Here is a 3,920-nt window from a genome sequence, read left to right on the forward strand (position 1 = left end):
TATGTCGCGGTAGAATGCCAATGCAGCTTCGTAGCGCTCTAAGGCTTCGGTGCGTTGGTCTAGGAACTGCAAGACATTGCCGATTGCTCTTAATGTATTAGCTTCACCCAAGCGATCGCCTATGTCGCGGTAGAATGCCAATGCAGCTTCGTAGCGCTCTAAGGCTTCGGTGCGTCGGTCTAGGAACTGCAAGACATCGCCGATTGCTATTAATGTATTAGCTTCACCCAAGCGATCGCCTATGTCGCGGTAGAATGCTAATGCTGCTTCGTATAGCTCTAAGGCTTCTGTTGCTCTATAAACTCGAAACTTCGCTTTACCTGCCCAATAATAAACCTCTGCTTTAGCGGGTGTTGCTACTCTCTCTGCTGCAATCTGTTCTAATAATGCTGTAATCAGCGATTCTAATTCGGCAACACGAAAATTATTGTCCCAATTTTGTGCTAAATCCCAAAATTCACTACCTTTCCACTCTGAGTCAACTACAACCAAGTGATACAGCCATTCAATTTGAGATTCTGGCTGTTCGTTGCTGCTGCCAAAATACTCAACTGCCCGTTGCGACAACGTGATAAACTCATCCCAACGTTCAAGACGCAGATGTTTTAACATCAGATTCCGCGTCAAATCATGAACATTATGCCCTCTATCAGGAAACTCTTCCACAAAAGGTAAAGCTTGCAATTCTGTATAAAGCTGAGATGATTGTGTTTGCAATTCTGGGCGCAGTGCTGCCAAAATCTCTGCATTAAACCAGTGTGGCACTACCACCGCCCATACAGCCGCAGCTAACTCAGGCGAAAGCGTTAAGAGAAAACTCTCCGTGACAATCCAAGACCGTTCCTCATCTGTTTGTGCCTTTGCTAGCTTCTGCAATAACTCACTATTCATTGCTGTTTGCTCTTTAGGGCTTGTAAAGTCTTATCAATCTCCTGAGGTTGTCCTTTTAATATCAACATCGCCATGTTTACCTCATCTCGATTGAAAGGCAGTTTTTTGTTTTGGCTGTACTCATACCACGCCTCTCTATCTAAAATGGCTTCCAAGCAACAACAGTGATGTAAATCCATCCACTCAATTGTCGCTTGAGGAATCCGCTGCCCAGCAATTACTACAATTAACTTGGGTGTATCAACAACATCTGCTAAAAATTCGCCCTCTAACCAGTCTGCCAATTCTTGGGGAGCTTTTTCGTAAGTATCAAACAAAAACACTAGTTTTTGGGGAATTCTTTGCAAGTCGTGAAAAAATGCCTCGCGTAGTTCAGTCAAACGAAAATTCCGCGTACTTTCATCCACATTAGATAACACCACACTAAACTGATTATCTTTGCCAATTATTGTGGTGTCAGAGACTTCTATCCCCGAACGAAGATATCGTTCAACAGCAGCATTTAAGCAAGGAAAACGTTGTTCTCCTAAAACCTTACGTATACGAGAAAAGACGTAAGAAATTCCTCGCTGTGCTGATTTAAGATCCATTTCCACACATAATGTATTTTTTGTAGACAACGTATGCTTAAACCGTATCAGCAACGAAGTCTTACCTAAACCAGATTCAGCTTTAATCAATAGCACTCGGTTAGCAACGCTTCCCTCCACCATCCGATTAAAAAGTAGAAGTTCCTGTGTGCGATTAGCAATAATTATGGATTCGGAGGATTATTTTGTTGGGGAGAAGATGGAGGATTAGCATCATCTGTCACAGAAAACTCTTGGTTTTCACCGTCTATCTGAGTATCTTCTACCGAAACATCTCCTTTAGTAACTCTTGCTTTATTTCCCTTCCCTGTCATCCGTGTCCCTCTGACAACAGTTCCCCGATTTGTCCCTGGCTGAGAGGGAGTTGGTTGTGCAGACTGTCTACCCCAAACGTTACCAAAGATAAGTTGGAGAATATTAGCTAAAAAAGCTCCCGCTAACGCAATGCCAATCTTTTCAACCAATCCTCTGACATTTGATGTTTTAGCAACTTCTCCAGACAACCATGCCCAAATGCCTGACAAGAGAGCAACTTCAATCACTACAGCAATAACCAAGAACTTGCTACCCCGAAAGGTTCTTAGTGGGGGTAATTGATTAATTAGATACCCAGAAACCAGACCGATAAATGCAGGTACTAAAATCTGTAAAAGCTCGTTTGGCATAGCAAATCAACTAATTCAGTTGCGATTCCGCTTAATTACGCTGAACTTACTATACACCTTGGATACTTAAAGGCATACTGAATATCTAGATTGGTGTCGTTGGCAGTGAGAAAGCGCCTGTTTGTTAGCATCTACGGCGGGCTAGGGCGTGTTTTCAAACTGCTCGTTTAGCCTCTTAACTTTTTAGATCCCCCTAAATCCCCCTTAAAAAGGGGGACTTTAAGAGACTCTTTGCCCCCCTTAAAAAGGGGGGTTGGGGGGATCTAAGACTTTGAAAACACGCCCTACGCCTACGCAATCTTAGCGCCTTCCGTGCTGAGTGCGTTGGCGTAGCCCGCCGTAGGCATCGCTCTACTGCAACTGTTAAATATCTTTAACTTAATCCTGCCATATCTCAACGAACTTAACTGCGATCGCTTGGAAACTAAACCAGATAATCGTCCAGTCAAAAGAGACACAAAAGTTATAACTTGGCAATGTCAAAAACCGCAGGAATAATTGACAGGCTAATTATATACGCAATACAATTACTGTTATAGAACCTAACGATAGAGTTAATTAAAATAATTTACCCAGAGAATAAAGACAAGCAATATTAAAGATAATTTGGATAAAAAAATGAACACCAAAATTATTGCTTTCTTGGGAATTACGGTAGCTGTGGCAAGCTTAGGAAGCCAAGTATACGCACAGTCACCAGCATCAAGCTCAAATCCAGGACAATACAGATTAACTGGTGATTCTTTAGTTGGAATTGATCGCAGAACAGCTCAAGACGATTTTAGAAGCTTTTTTGAGCAAACTAATCCAGCAAGTCTCTCTAATAATAATAGAAGAGACAATAGAACTCCAGCCAAAATCCACTTTAACGAATCATTATCACAACCAGACACTTCGGTTTTCTTAACACCGGCTCAGTCTGGGAGTGACAATGATGGATTGCAAGTACAGTTAGATATAGGGAGAGAATAATCAGGTACAAGGGCTGACTAAATAATTACTAGTTTGTAATTAGTAATTCGTAATTAAGAGGGTACACAATCTTACACAGATAGTGTAGCAATAGCGAATCTGCGTTGCAGCATCTTAGAGAGATCATAATTATCAATTACGAATTACTTTGACGCTGTAGTTTTAATTAATTATGCGTTGCCCAGAATCCTTGCTAGGCACAATTCCTAAATTGTGCCTATGTCATTTTCACTCTTATATCTAAATAGTATTAAAGCGAATATTTTTACTTGAATCAAAACAGTTTGATTAAAAAACGTGAGTTCAATGAACCTCTCCCTCTCCGAAACGGAAAGGGAGGAGAAACGAAAAATTAAGCTTTTTGCTCTCCTCTGGGCGTCGGGGAGAGGTCAAATAAGACTTGTCGAACTCACGTTAAAAAACGTCATTATAGCGGTTCCCATTCAGATGCAGTATAAAATTATATCGCGAGTTGTAGGGGCACGGCACTGCCCATTGGTGTCAACTTAAGCAAAAAATAGCTTGACCCTTGGCCTCTTTGCCCGCCTGGGAATGAATTCCCAGGCTAATAGCGAAAGTCTACTCAAGTAGACTAAAGATTTTTGGTGATATTTAGTCATCTTTAGATGACTTTAGCTATGAGCAGGGAATTTCAATTCCTGGCGGACAAGCGGTTTCACGTTAAGTTGACACCAATGGGCAGTGCCGTGCCCCTACGGCTGTACTTCGCTAGGTTGGGAAACGCTATATAGAACCCATTTGACATCTAAGAAGGTGCAGCAAGCCTCTTAACCATCAACCG

5 protein-coding genes are annotated in these 3,920 nt (G+C 41.8%); 1 reads left to right on the forward strand and 4 read right to left on the reverse strand.

Features of this window, described 5'->3' with window-relative positions:
* The 4 genes from HWQ44_RS20240 to HWQ44_RS20255 all read right to left on the reverse strand — a co-directional run.
* Positions 1-891, reverse strand: an 891-nt coding sequence (locus HWQ44_RS20240) for a tetratricopeptide repeat protein (RefSeq protein ID WP_292722231.1), incomplete at its 3' end; no start/stop codon positions are given.
* Positions 888-1,604 carry a hypothetical protein gene (locus HWQ44_RS20245; RefSeq protein ID WP_292722233.1) on the reverse strand — a complete coding sequence of 239 codons (717 nt, stop codon included), beginning with the start codon at positions 1,602-1,604 and terminating at the stop codon, positions 888-890. The genes HWQ44_RS20245 and HWQ44_RS20240, both read right to left, overlap by 4 nt.
* Positions 1,605-1,645: 41 nt before the next feature.
* On the reverse strand, positions 1,646-2,146 hold the full coding sequence (locus tag HWQ44_RS20250) for a hypothetical protein (RefSeq protein ID WP_292722236.1): 501 nt from the start codon (positions 2,144-2,146) through the stop codon (positions 1,646-1,648).
* 290 nt (positions 2,147-2,436) lie between these two features.
* Entirely contained in the window at positions 2,437-2,604 is a 168-nt protein-coding gene (locus tag HWQ44_RS20255) for a hypothetical protein (protein ID WP_292722238.1), read from the reverse strand.
* 160 nt (positions 2,605-2,764) lie between these two features.
* Here HWQ44_RS20255 and HWQ44_RS20260 point away from each other — a divergent pair, with 160 nt between their 5' ends.
* Positions 2,765-3,118 (forward strand): hypothetical protein, encoded by a 354-nt coding sequence (locus tag HWQ44_RS20260; RefSeq protein ID WP_292722241.1) that lies wholly within the window; start codon positions 2,765-2,767, stop codon positions 3,116-3,118.
* Positions 3,119-3,920 lie beyond the last annotated feature (802 nt).

The sequence above is a fragment of the Nostoc sp. JL34 genome (assembly GCF_017114945.1).
Classification (GTDB): domain Bacteria; phylum Cyanobacteriota; class Cyanobacteriia; order Cyanobacteriales; family Nostocaceae; genus Nostoc.

Coding starts and splice junctions, on each gene's coding strand:
- HWQ44_RS20245 (WP_292722233.1), bottom strand. CDS start 1,604: ATGGTGGAGGGAAGCGTTGCTAACCGAGTGCTATTGATTAAAGCTGAA.
- HWQ44_RS20250 (WP_292722236.1), bottom strand. CDS start 2,146: ATGCCAAACGAGCTTTTACAGATTTTAGTACCTGCATTTATCGGTCTG.
- HWQ44_RS20260 (WP_292722241.1), top strand. CDS start 2,765: ATGAACACCAAAATTATTGCTTTCTTGGGAATTACGGTAGCTGTGGCA.